Annotated in this window: 18 protein-coding genes; 4 read left to right on the top strand and 14 right to left on the bottom strand. The window is 45.2% G+C overall.

Annotation, left to right across the window (positions count from 1 at the left end; all coding sequences use genetic code 11):
• Window positions 1-251: 251 nt before the first annotated feature.
• The gene (gene ftsH, locus V7051_RS22545; RefSeq protein WP_333878907.1) at window positions 252-2174 is read right to left on the bottom strand and encodes an ATP-dependent zinc metalloprotease FtsH; all 1923 of its coding nucleotides are present in this window, start codon (window positions 2172-2174) and stop codon (window positions 252-254) included.
• A gap of 87 nt (window positions 2175-2261) precedes the next feature.
• Entirely contained in the window at window positions 2262-3704 is a 1443-nt protein-coding gene (locus tag V7051_RS22550) for a sigma-70 family RNA polymerase sigma factor (protein WP_333878908.1), read from the bottom strand.
• A gap of 629 nt (window positions 3705-4333) precedes the next feature.
• Here V7051_RS22550 and V7051_RS22555 point away from each other — a divergent pair.
• From V7051_RS22555 to V7051_RS22570, 4 genes are all read left to right on the top strand, one after another.
• Window positions 4334-4480 (top strand): hypothetical protein, encoded by a 147-nt coding sequence (locus V7051_RS22555; protein WP_334181177.1) that lies wholly within the window; start codon window positions 4334-4336, stop codon window positions 4478-4480.
• 189 nt (window positions 4481-4669) lie between these two features.
• Entirely contained in the window at window positions 4670-5398 is a 729-nt protein-coding gene (locus tag V7051_RS22560) for an arginyltransferase (protein WP_333878910.1), read from the top strand.
• Entirely contained in the window at window positions 5391-5651 is a 261-nt protein-coding gene (locus tag V7051_RS22565) for a DUF5062 family protein (RefSeq protein WP_333878912.1), read from the top strand. The genes V7051_RS22560 and V7051_RS22565 overlap by 8 nt, the downstream gene beginning before the upstream one ends.
• A 29-nt stretch (window positions 5652-5680) precedes the next feature.
• On the top strand, window positions 5681-6691 hold the full coding sequence (locus V7051_RS22570; RefSeq protein ID WP_333878914.1) for a Gfo/Idh/MocA family protein: 1011 nt from the start codon (window positions 5681-5683) through the stop codon (window positions 6689-6691).
• A gap of 63 nt (window positions 6692-6754) precedes the next feature.
• On the opposite strand, the gene V7051_RS22575 is transcribed toward V7051_RS22570, so the two are convergent.
• From V7051_RS22575 to V7051_RS22630, 12 genes are all read right to left on the bottom strand, one after another.
• Complete coding sequence (locus V7051_RS22575; RefSeq protein ID WP_333878916.1) at window positions 6755-8377, bottom strand: ArnT family glycosyltransferase; 1623 nt, start codon at window positions 8375-8377, stop codon at window positions 6755-6757.
• Window positions 8378-8383: 6 nt separating this feature from the next.
• Window positions 8384-8662, bottom strand: a complete 279-nt coding sequence (locus V7051_RS22580; RefSeq protein WP_333878918.1) for a lipid-A-disaccharide synthase N-terminal domain-containing protein — start codon at window positions 8660-8662, stop codon at window positions 8384-8386.
• A complete protein-coding gene (locus V7051_RS22585; protein WP_333878920.1) occupies window positions 8655-9386 on the bottom strand; it encodes a glycosyltransferase family 2 protein in 732 nt (243 codons plus the stop codon). Before V7051_RS22585 ends, V7051_RS22580 begins: the two co-directional genes overlap by 8 nt.
• Window positions 9387-9493: 107 nt before the next feature.
• Window positions 9494-9889, bottom strand: coding sequence for a 30S ribosomal protein S9 (gene rpsI / locus V7051_RS22590; protein ID WP_333878922.1), 396 nt, complete (start codon window positions 9887-9889; stop codon window positions 9494-9496).
• An 11-nt stretch (window positions 9890-9900) separates the two neighbouring features.
• On the bottom strand, window positions 9901-10329 hold the full coding sequence (gene rplM / locus V7051_RS22595; RefSeq protein ID WP_333878925.1) for a 50S ribosomal protein L13: 429 nt from the start codon (window positions 10327-10329) through the stop codon (window positions 9901-9903).
• Between the two features lie 131 nt (window positions 10330-10460).
• Complete coding sequence (locus V7051_RS22600) at window positions 10461-11822, bottom strand: sigma-54-dependent transcriptional regulator (protein WP_333878926.1); 1362 nt, start codon at window positions 11820-11822, stop codon at window positions 10461-10463.
• 15 nt (window positions 11823-11837) lie between these two features.
• A complete protein-coding gene (locus tag V7051_RS22605) occupies window positions 11838-14036 on the bottom strand; it encodes a sensor histidine kinase (RefSeq protein ID WP_333878928.1) in 2199 nt (732 codons plus the stop codon).
• Entirely contained in the window at window positions 14018-14587 is a 570-nt protein-coding gene (locus tag V7051_RS22610; protein ID WP_333878930.1) for a DUF4390 domain-containing protein, read from the bottom strand. The genes V7051_RS22605 and V7051_RS22610 overlap by 19 nt, the downstream gene beginning before the upstream one ends.
• A 164-nt stretch (window positions 14588-14751) precedes the next feature.
• A complete protein-coding gene (locus V7051_RS22615; protein ID WP_333878932.1) occupies window positions 14752-17451 on the bottom strand; it encodes a phospholipase D-like domain-containing anti-phage protein in 2700 nt (899 codons plus the stop codon).
• 9 nt (window positions 17452-17460) lie between these two features.
• The gene (gene vapC, locus V7051_RS22620) at window positions 17461-17871 is read right to left on the bottom strand and encodes a type II toxin-antitoxin system VapC family toxin (RefSeq protein ID WP_333878933.1); all 411 of its coding nucleotides are present in this window, start codon (window positions 17869-17871) and stop codon (window positions 17461-17463) included.
• Window positions 17868-18065, bottom strand: coding sequence for a type II toxin-antitoxin system VapB family antitoxin (locus V7051_RS22625; protein WP_333878934.1), 198 nt, complete (start codon window positions 18063-18065; stop codon window positions 17868-17870). Before V7051_RS22625 ends, vapC begins: the two co-directional genes overlap by 4 nt.
• 20 nt (window positions 18066-18085) lie before the next feature.
• Window positions 18086-20143: a hypothetical protein gene (locus V7051_RS22630; protein ID WP_333878936.1), complete on the bottom strand. Its 2058-nt coding sequence runs from the start codon at window positions 20141-20143 to the stop codon at window positions 18086-18088.
• Between the last annotated feature and the right edge of the window lie 90 nt (window positions 20144-20233).

Below are 20233 nucleotides of genomic sequence, written 5' to 3' on the forward strand. Positions count from 1 at the left end.
CATAACGCCAACTATAACCTATATCTAATGCTATTAATGCAATTAAACACTAGCTCAACATTTAATGCAGATGCAACAGCAGATGGGCACAGAAAAAACAGACCCGGATCAAGCGAAACAACAAATCGATGAGATATTGCAAAGTTTAATGCAATCTAAATGAATGATCAGCACAGTATGCCTTCGCCTAAAGACTAGCGAAGGCATTGTTTAAAGACTTAACAACCGCAACACTCTTTAAAATACCCCTATCAAACCTGTCCGGCAGGTTTATTGGTTGTCGCATTAATTGCTTTTTTATCAGTTTTTCCTTGTACTCCACTGCTTGGTTCCGAAAGCTTGTTCGCTTGCGAATCCTCATCTTCTATAGGCGAACGAGGATCTTTACCTGCCATCAAATCCTCAATTTGTAACCGATCGATGGTTTCCCACTTCATCAGGGCATTGGCCATCTTGTGCAGGATAACGATATTTTCCTGCAGAATAGTTTCAGCCCGTTGATAGTTACGGTCTATTACTGAACGTATTTCTTCATCAATAAGATGTGCGACATTGTCGGATACGGAACTGCCTTGAGTACCGGGATATCCCATAAACGGTTGACCGCCTTCCTCGCCATAAACCAAAGGACCGAGTTTTTCGGAAAAACCCCAGCGGGTAACCATATTGCGAGCTAATTCCGTGGCTCGTTCAATATCATTAGATGCGCCCGTAGTCACCCGGTCACCACCGTAAATCATCAGTTCCGCAATCCGGCCGCCAAACAAGCTGGCTATTTGACTTTCCAACTTGCGTTTACTGGCGCTGTATTGATCCCTGTCGGGCAGGAACATAGTAATGCCTAAGGCTCTGCCTCTGGGCATGATGCTGACTTTATAAACAGCGTCATGATCGGGGGACTTTTGCCCGACGATACAATGCCCGGCTTCATGATAAGCGGTTAACAATTTATCCTCTTCGGTCATGACCATAGTATGCCGTTCTGCGCCCATCAGAATTTTATCTTTGGCTTTTTCAAGATCGGCCATGCTGACTTCTTGCTTATTGGAACGGGCGGCAAAAAGCGCGGCTTCATTGATAATATTGGCAAGATCGGCGCCTGAAAAGCCAGGGGTTCCCCTTGCAAGATATTTCAATTCGACGTCGGCAGCCGCAGGCACTTTTTTGATATGCACATTCAGGATTTGTTCGCGGCCACGCACATCGGGCAAGCCGACATTGACTTGGCGATCGAAACGGCCCGGTCTGAGCAGGGCTTTATCCAGCACATCGGCACGGTTGGTTGCAGCGATAACGATGACGCCTTCGTTACCGTTAAAGCCATCCATTTCCACCAGTAACTGATTCAGGGTTTGCTCCCGCTCATCATTACCGCCGCCCATACCCGGACCGCCCCGTTGGCGACCGACCGCATCAATCTCGTCAATAAAGATAATGCAAGGCGCGTGTTCTTTAGCCTGGGCAAACATATCCCGGACTCTGGACGCGCCGACACCGACAAACATTTCGACAAAATCCGAACCTGAAATGGTAAAAAACTTTACCCCTGCTTCACCAGCAATGGCTTTGGCGATCAGGGTCTTACCGGTTCCAGGAGGGCCAACCATCAAAATACCGCGCGGTATTTTTCCACCCAATTTTTGAAATTTCTGTGGATCGGCCAAAAAATCAACCAGCTCGGCCACGTCTTCTTTGGCTTCTTCACATCCGGCAACATCGCTAAAGGTAACAGTCATTTTGTCTTCTTCAAGCATTTTGGCCTTACTCTTGCCAAAGCCTCCTCCGCCCATGCCGCCTTGCATTCTGCGCATATAAATGATCAGCACCAAAATCATTAACAGCATCGGAAACCAGGAGATGAAGACCCTCATCAAGAAGGTCTCCTGTTCGGGAGGCACAGTTCTTATCTGAACGCCAGCGCTCAAAAGATCGTCAATTAAATGTCCATCGCCGGGATTAAAGGTCTGATAGTTCTGTCCATCTGAGGTTCGAACGCTAAGCTGTTGACCGGCCACTTCGACACGCTCAACCTGGCCATGCTTTACCTTACTGATAAAATCAGAATAGGCCAAGGTATCCTGTATCGGAGGCGTTGACTTTACGCGATCATAAATCAAATATCCTCCGCCAATCACAACGCAAAAAATCAGAACGTTAAATATATATTTCTTCATGTGTATCTCCTGGTTACAACTGCCATGGATGGCGGAAGTGTCGCGCGGTGGAAAGGACCGGTGCGACCTCTTACTAACGAGCGTTAATCATAAAAAACTCATTAATTGCTGGCCATAGCTGAGTTTCATTTTATTGAGCGCCTTAACCTGAATCTGCCTAACCCGCTCTCTGGTTAAGTTAAGTTCTGCGCCAATCTCCTGTAAAGTCATTTCATTTCCGGTATTGATACCAAAATGACAACAAATAATCCTGAATTCCCGTGGATCAAGTACCTTAATGGCTTTACCAATCCAAACCTTAAGATCCGATTGCTCTATTTTTTTAAACGGATTAGCAAAAGCCTGTTGTTCTAGAAAATCAATCGGTGCTAGTGACTCTTCATCATCCAGATTTTCCAGCGATACGGCTGTTTGCGACATGGATAAAATAGCATTTATTTGATCCTCGGGTATCTTTGAATATTCAGTTAATTCTTTAATCGAAGGCTCCTTACCCGTCTTTGAAAGCAATTTATTTTTGGCACGCAGCACTTTATGAATATTAGCCACCTGCTCGCAAGGCACACGCACGACCCTTTCGCTACGAGACAGGGCACGGGAAATAGCCTGTTTGATCCAATAGGCCGCATAAGTTGAAAATTGAAAACCCAAGTGATGATCAAATTTATCGATAGCTTTTAATAAACCGGTTTGACCTTCCTGCACCAAATCGTCAAAATCTAAAAAACCGCATTTGTACTGATTGGCTATAAATAAAACCAAACCTGAGTTTGCCTCCGCTATTGCCTGCCTTGAACTTAACCAAAGATGTTCTGCACAAATCATATCCGTCACATATCGCTGCATCTCAACACAGGACAAAAACAGAAATTGCCGATCAAATTGGCTGACTCGCATGGCTTCCATTATATCAGGCAAATTTGACTTGCTGCGCCGACTTGATACTTCCAGCCGTTTAGCAACCACATCGGAATGACTTTTAACCTTCTGACTAGTTGATTGATAACAATCATCTTGAGTCTTGAAAGCATAAATAATGAATTCGGTCAGCTCCAACAGGTCTTCAATTGAAAAAGGGAATGCTTGCAGCGCTTCAGTTAAATGCTGTTTTTCATCAACCTCAGCTTCTCGATTGAGACCTCTGCCTGAAAACGACAAACTTTCCAGGTCGCATCGGTTCCCTATCGGTTGCAATACTTCTGCCCTCGGATGGAGAAGATACCGGCTATTGCCTGGAGCAGTCGCGGCCGCCATCCATGATAGTCGCCAGTAATGGCTCTTGATTTTGGCTAAAGCAGCCGTAGGCGCTTCGGTAGTCTGTTCAGACTTGCAAGCGTCTGTTTCATATTTATAAAGTAGACATAATGCAGTAGCAGGAAATTGAGACAGGATATTAACCAACCCGGCTTTACCGGTTTCTAAATTCCTGGCCATTTGAAAATTATAATGCTCAACATTTTCTTTCACTTCATTGGCACTATTAGTAATCGCCGTTTCCGGTTTTAACAAGGGTTTATTTAAATACATCATAGCTCCCACCTCTTGCCTACACTGTTCTTTGCTGCTTTCTTAAAGCTTATTTAATGGAGCTCCTGCTGTGGAAAATAGTGCGGTCAATAGAATAATTTACTTGTTATATATAATAATCCCCATTTTATTGAAAATAAATCTTACTAAAATAAAGGTTTATTAAAGATCGCCCTCCTTGCTCATGCTGATGAATAGCCAAAACGATACAATACCTACAGGTTACACCAGCTTAACGGCAGATTAAGATTAGTAGGCCGCCTTGAAACCATCGCCAAACAAAGCAAATCGTATTGCCAGTACAATTTTTCATCGCACTTATTTACTGATGTTACGCATTGTCCGAGAAAACTGCAAAAAGAAGGTTTGATAATGGATAACGCCCTTTACAGAATGACCGTGACGGATGTGGGTAGGGCGTGCCGTGCGCGCCTTAGCAATGAGCATGAAATAACGTGAGCTGGTTTTATTTTTAAACCATGAAGGATTGAAGTCTTCAGCTTTTCATGATCATTGTTTAAGCCTGTTCCTTAGCTCACAAGGCTCGCACAGTAAGCCCTACGGCGGACTCCCTGGCACAAAACAAGATATTTCCAGACTGCGGTCTATCTTTTTCACGACGGTTCTGGACCGTGCTTAACATCAGTTATTTAGGTGAAAAAACGGATACCGATCAGCTTCTAAAGGAATTTATACTTAAGCGCAAAACCGGCCTTTATCGATATTTTGCCGCTGTCACCGTATTATTGCAGGAATCGGCGCTAAGCCCGGCTTTATAATTTTGATTACCAATTACGTTATGGCCCGATTGGACTCTCCCGCTAACAAAACGATAGCTGTTTCCGTAACAAACAGCGCATGGAAAGGGATTTGTTGCCAAGCATTAACATTACAAGGTAGGCATCGAGGAGTATGATGACGCCTAATTTTAAATGATACATAGATCTTGAATTTCAATAGCAACCATCATGGCCTCTATTCCTCTATTGATTACCGCCCAGCATCCTTGCAGCTATTTGGATGGCAAGCAAGCACAAACCGCGTTTGTTAGCCCGTCATTTGAACTTAATACCGCCGTTTATTCGCAACTTATTGCTCATGGTTTCAGACGTAGCGGCGACGACGTTTATCGTCCTCAATGTGCACAGTGTTCGCAATGCGTCCCGGTGCGCTTGCCCGTTGCGCAATTTAAGCCCAGCCGTAATCAAAAGCGTTGCCTGCAAAAAAATCGGCAAACCACCGTGATAATCAAGCCTGCTGCCTTTGAGCAAGCCCATTATGACCTTTATCTACGCTATCAAAATCGACGTCATGCCGAGGGCAGCATGGCAGACTCCAGCCCCGATGAATACATTAAGTTTTTAACCAGCTCATGGTGTACCACTCAATTTGTAGAATTTTTTTGTGCCGGTGAACTTGCCGCCGTGGCAATTATAGATCGCCTTTATAATGCTCTTTCTGCCGTTTATACTTTCTTTGATCCAAAATTTTCCAGCAATAGCCCCGGTGTTTATGCCGTGTTATGGCAAATTCAATATGCACAAGAACAAGGCCTGGACTGGCTGTATCTGGGCTTTTGGATTGCTGACTGCCAAAAAATGAATTACAAAGATCAATATCAGCCCCTGCAAGGCTTTATTAACCAACAGTGGGATTTTTTAAACATCGGTAACCCTGCGGAAAATATCAATGGCTAAGTTAAAAAATGAGCCCCAACTGCTGAAAAAGGCACTGGAAGTTGCTGAAAATTATGCAAAAAATCGCGGCTATTCAGGATTTTCCACGACAGATTCGGCAAAAGATAAGACGGAATGTCTTTATCGTCTGCTGGTCAATGATCAACTTATCCAGCCGCTGGCGATTGACCAGGAAAACGGGGTGAATATGAAGCATAAATTGGCGTTATGGATAGCACGGCAATTACCGAAAGATCATCCTCTTTTAAAATAAGCGAATCCATATATCTAAAGGTAAATCCGATGAATAATAAGACAAAACTGCGTTGGGGTATTTTAGGTGCGGCTCGCATCAATGAACGCCTGATGCCTGCCATCGTCGAAGCTTCCAATTCCGAGCTCATTGCCATAGCCAGTCGCCGTCCGGGAGCCGCCGCACAAACGCTGGCACAGTACGCGCCACAGCAGCAGGTACAAACTTATGACAGTCTAGAAGCATTACTTGATGATCCGGAAATCGATGCAGTGTACCTACCGCTTGCCAATAACGAACACGCCGAATGGACATTACGCGCTGTTGAGAGTGGCAAACATGTACTGTGCGAAAAGCCTATGGCACTGGCTGTTGCCGACATAGACGCCATTCAAGCCGCTGCACAGCGACATAAAGTTACTGTTATGGAAGGTTTTATGTACCGTTTCCACCCGCAACATGCCAGAGTGCGTGAATTGATCAATTCGGGAATAATCGGAGAAGTCAGGTCGGTGCGGTCCAGCTATTCGTTCATGATGCGGCCTGCGCGGATGTATCGCTTGGCAGAAAATGTCGAAAATGGCGGCGGTGCGATGTGGGACATCGGATGTTATGCAATCCATTCGGCACGGATGTTTTTCGATCAGCCTGCCGCCTCGGTAACCGCCATAGCCAAGTATGTCGAGAGCGGCGCGGATATAGCAACCAGCGGTATCATTGATTTCAGTGACGGGAAATATGCGCATTTCGATTTCAGCTTTGAACGCGCAAGGCGTTGCGAATACGAAATCATCGGCAGTAAAGGCGGCATTAAATGCCACAATGTCTGGTGTACGCCTACCGATGTGCCGGTGATTTCATGGTGGACTGAAGACGGCCAACAAAACGAAGAGCGGCTGACTCCGGCCAACCACTTCCGGCTGGAAATCGAGCATTTCAGCGATTGTGTATTAAACGGCAATGCTCCCGCGCTGTCACTGGACGATGCAAAAGCCAATTGCCAAATCATTGTTGCCGCTTTGCAGTCTGCGGCTACCGGACAACTGATCAAACTGACTTAAGGATATCTGATTCACTTTTTGTGCTGAATATTCCTGGCAGGATCATCGGCAATCCTACCGGCTCTATGGCTTCAGAACAACACTGAGATCAGGGTTCGCTAACAGCACCTGACAGGAAATCAAGCCTATATTTTGGCCTTTAAAAGGATAGTGATAACGGATCAGCGACGAAGGCAATGCCTCAGTATCCTTATAGGTCACTATGATATAACCTGTCTGATGATGTTTTGCCCAAGCATATAAATCGGCGATGTATGGCACGACAGTAATTGCCCGTTTAAGACGCCCGGCAAAATGATATTGACCATGATATTTATTGCCGAAAAAAGCAATATCTCTATTTTCATCCATTAAGGCGGCAATTGCCTGAGCGGCGGGTTTGGTATCGTAGCGATCGGCCTTAACTGCAAAAAAGCCGCCCGAAGCTGTTATTAATGCGATAACGGAGACCACACAGATATATAAAGCAGAATCCTGCGCGCCATTCGCCCTGACCGCCCCAAAGATTACCGCACTAACAGCCAGCAAAGCGCCCCACCCAGGTGAGATTAACGATAACTCGGGTCGCCAATGATAAATATCATTTAACCAAGGCGACAACGCTAACACTATACCCAACAATCCGAAAACCGCCATCACAACATTGTGGGCTCGTTCCCAACGTTCAGGTTCCGTTATTTCATCTACGACCCGCGCCAATATCAAGGACATCGCGGGAACTAAGGGCAACAAATAATGGATGCGCTTACCGCTGACCAGGGAAAATGCGATAAAAACCGGTATCACCCAAGCCAAACAAAAATGGATACCAAAATCCTGATGAATCAGCTTGCGTAATCCGAGCCACAAAGGTTTCCAAAGCAGCCACGGCAACAACAATAACGGCAAAATCTCTAGATACCACCACCACGGCAACCGATGTGCAAAAGACTCGACCAATCGCCCGCTGGTCTGCCCCAAAAAAATCTCATTTCTATAAGCTTCACCACCGGCAATTCCGGCCGGAATTGCCCAGAGCAACGCGATCATGGCTCCAATCAAAATCGCGGCCATCAACCCGAAATACCAATGTTTCCAGCGAAAATAAACTGTTTTTAAGCACTTGGGAGCCAACAACGCGACAGGCAAAATATGCAACAAAATTACCGGGCCTTTGCTCAGAACACCACCCCCTATGGCTATTCCCAGCAGCATCCAGTATTTTACAGATAAACCCGAATCAACGAGTTTTAGCAGACTGTAGATGCCTAATAATGCAAAAAAAGCCAGCATCATGTCGAACATGGTCAATGTGGTGAAGATTGCCCAAAAAAGTAATCCCATCAATATTAGAGGCGCAAGCGCTTCAACCCGCTTCCGCTCAGGCCATAAAATATGAGCTATTGCGCCGGATAAAAATATTGTTGCCAGGGAAAAAAGCGGTGAAATCAGACGTAGCGACCAGTCATTGACACCAGACAGCCACCAACTTAATTGCATCAACCAAAATAACAGCGGGGGTTTGTGACTGTAGGTTTCCCCGTTTAAATAAGGAACAAGAAAATCATTTCTAGACCACATTTCCCACGCGACGGCGGCATAGCGGGTTTCATCAATCGGAAATAAAGGACGAATAAAAAGGCTAACGGTCGTTAAAACGCCCCAAATAAGGAAAATCCACAGCCTGACCGACAGCACTTGATACATAGCGATTTATTCAATACTTAAATTTTTACGCTCATGAACCACAAAATAGAGGTTCCGGAAATAGATGAACAGGCCGGTAAGCTGTCCGACAATAAAAACCGGATCTTGTCGATAGATGGCATAGGCTAGCAACGTAATCCCGCCACCGATACTGAAATACCAAAAAGCGATAGGAAATACGCTTTTCTTCTCGCGTTCGCTTTTAAGCCATTGCACTATAAATCGAGCCGAAAATAACGCCTGTCCCACAAAACCTATGATCAGCCAAATGGTTTCTTTATCCACGTTCAATTTCGTTTACCTCCGGCAGCTTTACGCGTTTTTGCAACCATATCACGCCTAATATGTCGACAACTCCTACCCAAAGCCGGTCTAATGTCCCATACTTCGAATAGCCATGAGCTCTGGCTCGGTGATTGACCGGCTCGGAAATCACCTGTCCACCCGCTCTCAAAATCAATGCGGGTAAAAAACGATGCATATGATCAAAATACGGCAACCTCAAAAACTCATCCCTTAAAAACACCTTTAAACCGCAACCGGTATCCGGTGTATCATCGCCTAATAGTCTGGAACGCACAGCGTTGGCCACTTTTGATGAAAAAAGCCGCCAAGCGGAATCATGACGCTTATTTCTCCATCCGGCTACCATCCATAGATTACCGTTGACTTTCCTTTGTTGCATTAATGCTTCATACAATCGAGGAATATCAACCGGATCATTTTGTCCATCGCCATCTAGTGTGGCGATGCAGGTGTAGCTTGCCGCTTTTACGCCGGTATAGATGGCGGTGCTTTGTCCGCAGCTTTGCTGATGATGAATAACGCGTAACATTCCGACGTCTTGTTGTATCTGCTTTAGAACTGCGGCTGTATTATCCTTACTGCCATCATCGACATAAATAATTTCATAGGCTTCGGCTCCACTCATAGCCTCAACAATCTCTGCAATTAAAGCGCTAATATTGTCAGCTTCATTATAAACAGGAACAACAATTGAAACTTTCACCGTTCTCTCTCTTTAAATGTCCATAAAAAAAGGGCCGCACTCTTGCGAATGCAGCCCTTTCATTTTCACATGAGTAACAATGAGAGCTACTGCATGGAAATAATCGATTAACGTTTTGAGTACTGCGGACGTTTTCTGGCTTTGTGTAAACCCACTTTTTTGCGTTCTACAATACGTGAATCGCGGGTAACAAAACCGGCTTTTCTTAGCGCTGGACGCAGGGCTTCATCGTATGCCATCAATGCGCGTGTCAAACCATGACGAATAGCGCCGGCTTGGCCGGATGGGCCTCCGCCTTTAACGATTATATTGATATCGAATTTACCTTCCATATCAACACAACCTAATGGTTGACGGGAAACCATCTGGTCGGTTTTACGACCAAAATATTGTTCGATGGTTTTTGTGTTAATAGTAATTTTTCCGGTACCTGATGTTGCGTAAACGCGTGCTATTGCACATTTACGACGACCTGTTCCGTAGTACTGAGCTGCTGCTACCATGATCTACCCGCTTATAAGTCTAATACTTGTGGCTGTTGAGCCTGATGATCGTGTTCAGGACCTGCATAAACTTTCAATTTCTTGAACATTGCACGACCCAGTGGATTGTTAGGTAACATTCCTTTAACTGCTGTAGTAAGAATACGATCAGGGAAAGTTTTTCTTAATTTTCCCAAGGTAACAGTCTTAAGATTACCGATATAACCTGTATGGCGCTGATACAATTTATCTTTTTCTTTATTGCCTGTAACGCCTATTTTCTCTGCATTTACTACAATAATGTAATCACCGGTATCAACATGCGGTGTGTATTCTGGTTTATGTTTACCGCGAAGGCGAAGCGCAATTTCAGAAGCAAGACGACCAAGCGTCTTTCCTTCTGCATCGACCACGTACCAATCACGCTTAACTTCTGCTGGCTTTGCACTAAATGTTTTCATCGTTGCTTAGGCTTTCTGTTAAAGGCTCAATATAAAGAGCGAGATTCTACTAAGTATTAACGTCTTTTTCAAGTTTATTTGTTTTTAGATGAAAAAAGCATATGTTGTGGATCTTTCATCTGTTATTTAAATTATAACTTAATGTTCAATGAATGTAACTTACGATAAAGATGTGTCCGCTCCATTCCGACTGCCGCCGACAATTTAGCAACACTGCCGCCGGTTCTTTCGAAATGATATTCCAGATACGCTTTCTCAAAATGGTCCCTGGCCTCTTTTAACGGTAGATTAAAAAACTCAGGTACCGAGTGGGAAATAACAGTATCACCAATCACCGACCCCAGAGCCGCTTTCACCTCATCCATCTCTATCTCTTCGCCAGCCCCCAGAATCATCAAGCGCTGCACCAGATTTTTCAGTTCCCGCACATTGCCGCGCCAGCTGTAATTACGTAAGAAATTTTGCGCCGCCATGGAAAATTTCCGAAAAGGCAGCCTATCTTGATTGACAAAATAATCGACGTAAAAACTTAATAATGCCGGCACATCCTCACTGTGTTCCCGAAGCGGTTGAATATCGAGCGAAACCTCATTAAGCAGATAATATAAATCCTGCCGGAAACGCCCGGCCTTGACCTCCTCATCCAACGCAATACGGGTTGACGCGACCACACGGACATCGACACGAACCGCCTCGCTACCGCCTACCCGCAGGAAAGAACTGGATTCCAAAGCACCGAGCAGCCTTAATTGGGTTTCCTTGTCCATGCCGCAAATCTCACCCAAAAACAACGTCCCTTTGTGCGCCCGCTCCAATAGCCCCGGATAAATCTTGCCAGCATCCTCTTTACCGAAAAATTCCACCGCCGAATTTTCCGGCGATATACTGCCTACCGCCACATCCACAAACGGGCCGTCACGATGCGCGCTGTTATTATGTAGATACCGGGCATACATCTCCTTGCCGACGCCCGCTTCACCGACAAACAAGACCCTCGCATCATGCTGAGCCAAGCGCTTTAATTGGTCTTTGAGTCTTGCGACCGTAGCACTCTTGCCGACCGGATCAATATCGGTGTGCAGCTGTTGCTTGAGGCCCGCATTTTCTATTTGCAGGCTACTGGCTTCCAAAGCCCTTTCCACAATCAATAATAATTTTGCCAAGGACAACGGCTTTTCAAGAAAATCATAAGCCCCCAGGCGGGTTGCCTCGACCGCGGCCTCAACGGAACCATGTCCTGACATCATAACCACAGGGCAAAGCATGGCCTCTTCGGCAACCCATTCTTTCAATAAAGTAATGCCATCGGTATCCGGCATCCAAATATCAAGCAGAATCAAATCGGGCGCTTTAGACTTTTTTAATTCCCTGGCTGCACCGGCATTCTCGGCCGCAGCGACCTGATAGCCCTCATCTTCAAGAATTTCACAGACCAGTCGGCGAATGTCCGGCTCATCATCTACAACCAATATACGCGGTGTTTGTGCATTCATATTTTTTACGGCACCTCAAAAATTATACGCCGGAAGCTGAATGATAAATCCCGCTCCCATTTTGTCGCATCGATTTCCTCCCGATTGCGACACTTCCGCCGTCCCTGGCGGTCGACGGCTGGTGTCGACCCAAATAGCACCGCCATGTTCTTCTATTATTTTTTTGACTATCGCCAAGCCTAATCCGGTGCCTTTGGTCTTGGTCGTCACGTAGGGCTCAAAAATTTGTTCGATTTGCTCATCTTTAATACCCGGCCCATCATCATAAAGCGCTATTTCAATAAAGTCGGTATTATTTTTTTGTACCCGGTGCAGGCTTATTTCGATTAAGCCCTTGTCACCTATCGCTTCCAGTGCGTTTTTTATCAGATTATGCAGTACTTGCCTGATACTAACCGGGTCGCCCTTAATCATCAATAAACCGGCATCATAATCGAGTTTAAACTTAACGCCGGACTTTACCACGTAAAGCGCCAACACCTCCTGAACCAAGGCCGGCAAATCAATATCTACCGTCTGTTTCTTGGACGGCTTGGCATATTCCGAGAAATCATCGACCATTTCTTTCATCGCCACAACCTGTTGTACGATGGTTGTCGTTGAGCGCTGCAACATATCCGCATCACCGGCCGTCAACTTATCCGCCAGTTTGTGCTGCAATCGCTCTGCCGACAACTGGATAGGTGTCAGCGGATTCTTGATTTCATGGGCCAGCCTTCTGGCCACCTCACCCCAAGCCGCATTTTTCTGCGCCTGAATCAGGTCGGTCACATCATCGAAAACCACCACCGCACCGACTCGGTGACCTTCCTGGGAAAACAGCGGCGTGCCTCTGCACAGCAATTCCTGCCGACCGTTAGGGCCTAAAAAAGCAATCCGCTGCTGCCAAATATCATCGGCTAACTCTAATAAGCGCTGAATGGATTTTAACGGTTCGGCCAGTTCCGCATAATCCTGAATCAGTTCTAGCAAAGTCCGCCCGACAAACTGATTTACATGAATACGGAAGATCCTATAAGCTGCCTGATTTGCAGTACGTATTTTATGCTCCGCATCGAAACTGATCACGCCTGCCGTTAAATTCGCCAGTATAGTTTCCAGGTACGCCCGCTGATTTTCCACCTCAATACCGGCCATCCGGGTTTCATCGCTGGCCCTGGCGATACGGTGAGTCATCTCGTTAAAGGACTCCACCAAAAAGCCCAAATCATCTTGCGCGATAACCGGCAATTCCTGGTCATAATGCCCGGAAGCGACGGCCTGCGTGCCTTTAACCAACGCTTTTACCGGAGCGACAATATCCCGGATACTGATGAAAGCCACCCAGATAGCCGCCAGCAAGCTCATCAACAAAACCAGCGACAAGGCCAGGGAGAAGCTCAATTTTAACGAATGCCTTAAAAAATGCATTTCCTGATAACGCACAAAGGCAAACTCCACCGAATCGGCCAAGTCGGCAATTCTTACCGGCACCGGGTATAAAGCTTGTAAATATTGCGGCTCCTTGGCCTTAACAGTCACGATAACGCGGATCATCAATTCATCTTCGCGCACCGGCGCCAAAGCGACGAACTCCGCATTCTGCCGCAACTGTAACCAAGTATGCTCGTCCGGCAGACTCGGCAAAATATCGCCCGGATTGATGCTGCTTGAGGCAATAATCCTGCCTTGCTTGGAAAACAAGGTCATTTCGGCCGCGCCGGAAAGTTCGCGCAGATTTTCCATTTCCAGCGTCGCCAGCGTTTCCGACGATTCCACCAGCTTCGCGGTCAATTGCTGCGTTTGCCGCAAATGCCAGCGCATCCGCTGGTCCAATGATGCCTGACTAAGCTCCAGCGCGTCTTCCATCGCCCGGTCTATTTCTACGTTAAACCAGCTGTCGATACCCTGATGCAGAAACTGCATCGAAAAATAAAACACAATAGCCGCGGGCGCCAAAGCCAGCACCACAAACAGCGACACCATGCGCGTGGTTAATCTCGAACCCGCCTCACGTTTTTTTAACTGCCGAGCCAGCGAATAAATATTAGCGCCGACCAATCCAAGCAGTACCACCGATCCCAATGCATTGACCAACAGCAGCCATGAATACATCGCGCTCAGCTCCGATGACTCCTGCGTTGCCGAGCTCATCAGCTGCAACAACAGCAAAATCAAGCCAAACAGGATCAATATCGATAAGCTGATAGGGGGTTTTATTTTATCAAAGGCCATAATGTCCAATCGCTGGATAAGTACCATTGGGGGTTAGTATAAGCAATCGGGCGTAGCGGCAAAGGCAAGGCGTCCCGATCCAACGTTACTTTTATACCGACAGCGTAGCGATCTTCCGGCGCACTAACTGATTTATCCATTACCCGAAAATCACGTATCGTTGACATTAAATCCAGCGCCGCGGACAGCGTAGAAAAATTATACAGTTCGCCGCTACCCTCATTTCTGACTCGATACATATTCAGCAACGCATGATACTGAATGCGATAACGAATGCTTGAATTGCCCAGTGTTTTATCCCAAAAATAGTCACGATGCTGAAAGGTCTTGATATTTATATCCCAAAACAAAGGCACGCCGTTCTGCAGCGCCTCTTTTGCCCTGGCACTGAGTCGATAATCGATGTCCGCGGACAGTACGTAGCTATCGTCCTGCAAAGTAATTTCGGCATTTTTCACCTCAACACCGAACGTATCGGCATAGCTTAAAGCGGGTGACAGCCAGAATAAAACGCCGCATAAAAACACAGGCAAGCAAAAGTTTTTTAACAAAATGAGAATCTTATTTATCAAAAAGAATGCATGAATCTATCATACAAAACACAAAGAAAAAGCATAAAATTTTAGTGCGATTGTGAACACGGTTGAGCCACTTATTGTCAGGTGTATGTGCTAAAAGATTCTTGCGCCATACTAATACCGGATGAATCAGCTTCCTACCATCCCCCCGTCAATATCTTTCTTCGCCCCCCAGCATCCAAAACCTTGCTACAACTATCCCAGTCAATATTAGTAACTTGACTATAACGCTCATCAAACGGATGGCGTTTTGGAATACTACGAATCTTACGTTGAGCCTCCTGCGCATCGCCGAGTGCAACATCTACCCAGGCATCTTCAAGTATGTCCGGCACCTGTCCAAAAAGCTCAAAAATATCTTCCAGACGTTCCGACAACAACTCATGAACCCGATCTTCAACTGATCCCCGATAACGCATGTTATACAGCAATACTTCATCACGAATTTGGCCAATGCGCTGGATACGCCCTTTACGTTGTTCCAGTCTGGTTGGGTTCCACGGTAAATCGAGATTGATTAACGTGCCTAAGCGTTGCAGGTTTAATCCTTCGCTGGCCGCATCAGTACCCAAGACCAAACGTAATTCTCCAGTGCGCACCATTCGTTTAATGTCATCGCGCGGCAGTCGTTTGAATTGGCCATTTATCAATAGCCCTGAACGATTACTACCTGCATAAATTGCAATTTTCTCGTCGGGAATATGATGTTCTGATAACTGATTAGCCAGCCACCAAACTGAATCATAGTATTGCGAAAAAATGATGCAACCTAACTCAAGCCAACCCTTTTCAAATAAATAATCCACAACTTTTTGATACTTTGGATCATTTTCTCGATCAGATTCCAGCGCGTTTAAACACTGCTGCAACAACTTGATTTCAACCGCCGTAAGGTCTTTCATACTTTCAGATGCCGGGCTTTCCATGTCATCTTCATCTTCTGAAACCAACAAATCGCTATCGGCTTCGGTATTCCATTCATTCAACAACTTTTCTACGGTTCTATGTCCTGCATACATCGTGCTACCAATACGCCGTAGCAACAGCGTCTTAAAAAAACCACCACCTTTAACCCGCGTACTCAGTGCAGCACAAAACTCTTCCGCCAAGGCATAAGCACGTTGAAAATATAAGGGCAAAACGATAGCTTCATGCGCTTGTTCACCAAATAACTTGACCTTTACCGGCTGTAGATAGGGTTCGCCCGTTGCAGGGTCTATCGTATTTTCAAGATAAGTTCGAGTACGACGAATAATGTGTAAAATGAATGGATTAAACTCTCGCCCGTAGTTCTCCAACACTCGCCTTATTTGGGTTTTATCCGGCCCAAGCAGTTTGTTATAGCTTTCGGCAGAGGCAATAGTGTCACTCGGTTTCAAACCTAAGCGACGACGTAACAATTTAAAACTGGCATGTTCCCGTTCATTAGGCAGCGGATTACGAATCCATTCCCAGGCCAAAGCTTCAGATTTAGGAAATGATGTTTCACCCATTACCAAAGGCACAGTGTTTTCGGCATTACGCCACCGACTCCAGGCATCACCCAAAACTGAATCATTACCTTGGGCCAAAACACATAATAAATCGAAAGCTTCAATCGGATGTAATTGAACCGGTGTCGCCGTTGCCAGCAACATGCTTTTGGTCTTCATGCCCATTTTTAACAAAAAAGCCATCAGGTTATTAGGTTCGGCTTTTTCTTCAACTGACTTGTCGTTGACTTTACGCCGACGAGAACGATGCGCCTCATCAACAATCACACATTCATACTGAATACTCAATAAAAAATCGGCAACATTAGAACCCGACGTAATTAAGCCTTGTGAAATAATGCCCAACTTTCTCGGACATTTTGTAATACTTTCCGGCCCCGTTGCAGGCCAAACAATCCCTTGCTCATCAATCCAGTTTTTGCCCGTCCAAATGGCCGAGGGCATTTCCAACAGTTCCATCAGCTCATCTTGCCATTGCAACAATAATGGCTTGGGCGCCAGCACTAACACCGGCTTATTACCGGCCATCGCCATTAACATTCCGGCCAATGCCAGTTGTACGGTTTTACCCAAGCCCACTTGATCGGCTAACACATAACGCGCACCACCTTGTTGATGATCGGCAAACGCACGTTGCACAAAAAACTTTTGATGCGGCCATAAGCCAAGCTCTTTGCGATATACCGGCGTTTCAACAATGGCTTGCTCTGGTGTTGGATTCTCCTGCCATTGCGCGGTAGTAACTGTCTCACGCTCGGCTATCCGTTTAATGTCAGCTATCACAAAATCACTTAAGGGCACCGCATGATGATGATTCCACAAGGCATCGAATTCACGCTGAACCCAGTCTACGGCCTCACTGGAATTATCTTCCCACATCAACTCATAATTCAGTTTCCATGCGCTCAACGATTCGTTAATACTACCCAGAAAACTGGTCTTAGAGCCATCGGCTAAAGTGATAACGCCAGCTTTGCCATGAATCAAACCAAACGTAGCATCGGGCAACACCCGCACTTGTAACTTGCCTGAGATCAAATAGTCGTACAGTTGTCGAAACCGTTCCCGATTGGCTTCCGGCAACAACTCTGGCTGACCGGCACACCAGGATTTACGCAATGCTTGTTGTGCCGCTTTGGCAGTGCTTACATCCAAGGGGTCTAAATCAGAATTACAGATTACGCGAATACAACCACTGACTGAATCTAACGCTTCACCTGCCACTTCAAAAATGCTTGATCGAAAATAACCGGCAATACGGTCATAGCATTTGGCGTTTTGTAATTTCTGATTTAAAAAGCTTTCGTCTAAAGGATTTTCTCGGGAAGAATGGCGGGTAATCATTGCGTGTCATCAAGCCGTTGTTATAGAGTACAGCTTGATAGGTAAATGTTGCTGATAAAAACCAAAATCCTGATCGCTGGTAAATATTTGGATGTTTAACCGTACAGCAACGGCACAGATTAATAAATCAATGTGCGATCCCTGAACACCTTTTTGGCGGCATTCATTATAAAACCTGGCAGCGATAATATAATCCTCATCCAGAATCGGCGTGTTTTCAAAATAATTCAGCTTGGCTTTTAAGATCTCAAACTTGTTCATATCACTATAACCTGACAATACTTCTTGTCGAATAGCCCCCATAATCAACACGCGCTGATCGGCTATTAATGTTTCCAAACTCTTTACCTGAGCTTCAAACTCCGGTTTCTTAGAACGGAGTGCATGTGACCAGATGCAGGTATCGACCAATACTTTCAAGAATGTCGCCCCTGCTTATAATCATAATCAGGGTCAGGATCAAATTGGCCAAATAAATTCACAATCTCCAATTGTTTACGGCGATTAATAAACTCTTTTAATGCCGTAACAACCGTATCTTCCTTGGTTTTAAAGTGTCCCACAGTTAAGGCTTCATTTAATAAATCATCATCAATAGCAAGATTTGTAGTCATGGTAGCTACCCTCTATCAAGTTAGGCGTTATAGTTTTCTATGGCTCCAGCCAGCGTTTGCGCAGCTTCCGCATCGACTTCCCAGTGCGGCATGTGATCAGTATGGGCAAGTCGATTTAAGTAACGCAATATTTCAATGATTTTCTTACGATTCCCCCAATAATCGGTGACTTCCGCAACAAGGTAATTAACTCCCTCTTTTGCATTTTCTTTAGTGACCGTTTCATGCAGAGCAAACAGCACATGACGCATTAACGAACCGGCAAAGTTGTCACCACCCAAGTTGGAACGTTTAAACTCAGTACCGGTTTTAAAGCGTACTTCATTGGCTTTGGTGCTGGCAAACATAAACGTATATTCACGTACGCCAAAACCTTTAGCAAGTTCCTGATACGCACCGGCACGCAATTCGCCGTGTTTTTCCAGTTCCAGACCTTTTAAATACAACCGTTCCGAAGCTGCCAAGCCTTTCCATTGAAACTCATCAAAACCTGTGGGAATAAGATGATTACAGGCAATTTCAACGGCCTGATCTATTAGTTTTTCAAACGCGGACTTCTGGTTTTTTTGCTTTTCCCTATAAAGTTCGTTCTCAATGTTAATACCTTCGATGGAAGCGTATTGGGTCATCACTCTAAGAGCTGCGGCATAAGCGGCTAATTGATAGTCGGTGTCGCCAAAGTTAGGCAGTTCTTTATCATCCAAAGCCAACATATCATCGAGTTGAGCACGGACTTCATCTTCTATCAAACTGGGCAATTCGTCGGGGAATACTTCTTCGTGATTAATACGTTTGCGGAGTACCAGTAATACCGTACCTTGAACGTAATTGCCTTTTTTAAGACCTGACGAGGTTTCAGTGGCAATCGTCCAGGCTGAACTGACATGTAAACCTGCCGCCCATAAAATCATGCCTAAATCAGCCCATACGGCAGGGTCTTGATGAGTGAATTGCACCATCTGTAAACCATTGTCGGGCATGTTCTTGTTCAGGTTACGGTAAATTTCAACCATTGATTGTTTAAAATCAGCACCGTTACCTGTAACAGCTAGACCTTTCCTACCATCCAATGGCCATGAAGGAAAAACTCTTTTCAAATCTTGTTCATACCAAGCCAAGAAAAAATCTGAAAGCTCATGGTAATTGACCGCATCAGCATAAGGCGGATCAGTAATCCAAAGGTCTTGCTTACATTCAATACTGCGTGCATCGTAGGGTGTGATTGTGCTGTTTGGATTTATAGTTGCAACCCTTAGCTCTTGATTAAATTGAACATCAGCCAACGTAATTCCTCGCGCTGGATAGTTATAAAGTGTATTTAACGCCTGGTTAGAAAATGTTTGGCCAATCTTACCTACGCCACCACCAGTTTGTATGTTTGAAATCCAAATTGATAATCGAGAGTTCCAATTTGCAGCAAATCCTGTAAGTAATGATATTCTTATAATTTCATCACAATCAGTGATTTGTTTTGCAAATGAATGGTAAAGACCTAAAGTCAGCAATTGCCTCGGCGTAAACAAATGATGCCAACAACTCCAGCCTCTTGTTCTTATCGGTTCCTCGGTTTTATCGCCACCTCGTTCAATTTTTCGACTCGGAATATAACCTTTTGCCTGCCAATCGCTAAAACGTTCTTTTAGTAATTCAATAACTTGCAGTTCTCGCTGCAAGTCCTCTTGAGTAACCGTGTAATAATGACGACGAGTTTTTTCTACTAATTCACCTTTGGCATTGAAATCATTATAAGTTTCTACCCAACGAACGCAATAAAGCCGTTCCTGAAAGACATCGTGAGGGCGTGGCACCAAGTCTTCATTTTCCCAAAGTCGCAAACCATAAACAGTTTTTCCATCAATTTTTTTATCGCCGCGTATTTCTGGAATAGAAAAAGTTTCTCCTGTTTCAGGGCAAACCATGCGTCCCTTTTGAACAGTACCTTTTTTTGCTTTAGCAAAAGTTTCTTTATCAGCATTAACGATCACTTCAATATCGTAACGCTTATTGGCATGATCAGGTTTTAGAACAGCACAAATATTGTTCTTTTCAGCAATCACCCAACTGGGAGCTAAGGGCAATAAGTATTCGTTAGTAGGGCATATAGCTTCTACACAATAGACATCTTTCCTAAATACAGCGATAGCGCAAGTTGACAAGAGCCGCCACTA

This window comes from Methylobacter sp., assembly GCF_036845245.1.
In the GTDB taxonomy this organism is placed as follows: Bacteria; Pseudomonadota; Gammaproteobacteria; order Methylococcales; family Methylomonadaceae; genus Methylobacter_A.